Annotated in this window: 1 protein-coding gene; it reads right to left on the bottom strand. The window is 60.4% G+C overall.

Annotated elements, in window-relative coordinates:
* A partial coding sequence (locus F0Q45_RS25985; RefSeq protein ID WP_262491195.1) for a condensation domain-containing protein occupies positions 1 to 1370 on the bottom strand: 1370 nt, incomplete at both ends.

The raw sequence follows: 1370 nt of genomic DNA on the forward strand, positions 1-1370 counted from the left end.
TTCGCTAGTACAGGTAGGTCAGCAATAGCGGACCCATTCGATTGAATCAGTATCTGGTCGCGTTCGGCGGTGTCGAGGATCTCGATCGAATCGATACGTCGGTGGGGGTCGGTGGTGATTGCGCGCAGGACGCGAAGGTAGTAGTCGACGAACTTCTCGACGGTATCGCGGTTGAAAAGATCGGTGGCATATTCGATGCTGCCCGGCAACGGTTGTGGTTGTCCATGAATCGCGGGCAGATCCGTCAGGTTGATGAACAGATCGAATTTGGCGGTGCCGGTAGGCGCGGGCAAGAGCTCGATACCAAGGCCGGGCAGTTCGAATTTGGGTAAGGGATTGTTCTGCAGTGCGAACGCTACCTGAAACAGTGGGTGATAGGCCGTTGATCGTCTTGGGTTGATCAGTTCGACGAGTCGTTCGAACGGCGCATCTTGGTTTTCGTAGGCGGCCAATGCTTTTGTTCGGACCTGCTCAAGCAGTTCACTGAAATCGCAGCTGCCTGAGATGCTGAAACGCAGCACCCAGGAATTGACGAAAAATCCGATCAGGTCGGTGAGCGCCTGGTCGGTGCGCCCGGCAATGGGTCCGCCAATTGTTACGTCGCCACCGGCGCCGAGTTTGCTCAGCAGCACCGCTAGCGCCCCCTGCAGCACCATCGACATGGTGGCACCGCTGTGGTGGGCCAACTGTTCGACGCGTTCTCGCAATACGCGGTCGATCGTGAAGGTCACGATGTTACCGCGGAAAGACTGCTGGGTCGGGCGGGGTCGGTCGGATGCCAACTCGGTTTGCTCGGGCGCCCCTGCCAGCTCCTCCCGCCAGTAGGCAACTTGCTGAGCCATCACACTGTCGGGGTCGTCCTCAGTGCCCAAGACCTCCTGCTGCCACAGGGTGTAATCGGCGTACTGGACCGGCAGCGGTACCCAATTCGGCTGCCGATTTTCGCGACGAGCGGCATAGGCGGCGGCCAAATCGCGGGCTAACGGCACCAGCGACGCTCCGTCGGCTGCGATATGGTGCAGCACCAACACCAATACGTGCTCGGTGGCTGATAGCTTCATCAAGTTGGCCCGGATCGGGATCTCAGTAGCCAGGTCGAAGCGGTACTGCGCGGCTTGTGCGACCGCGGCTGCCAGCTCTGGCCCGTCGCCAACCTCTGCTAACGCCACTGACACCTTCACCGCTGCGGCCGGCAAGATCCGCTGCCAGGGAACTCCATCGGCTTCAGCGAACACGGTGCGCAGACTCTCATGCCGAGCCACCACATCGCCGATGGCCGCGACTAGCGCTGGCGAATTTAGTGTCCCGGTCAGTCGCGCCGCCAACGCAACGTTATAGGTCGGCGACGGGCCCTCGTATTTGTAGCTGAA

Origin of the sequence: Mycobacterium simiae (assembly GCF_008370645.1) — a bacterium.
In the GTDB taxonomy this organism is placed as follows: Bacteria; Actinomycetota; Actinomycetes; order Mycobacteriales; family Mycobacteriaceae; genus Mycobacterium; species Mycobacterium simiae_A.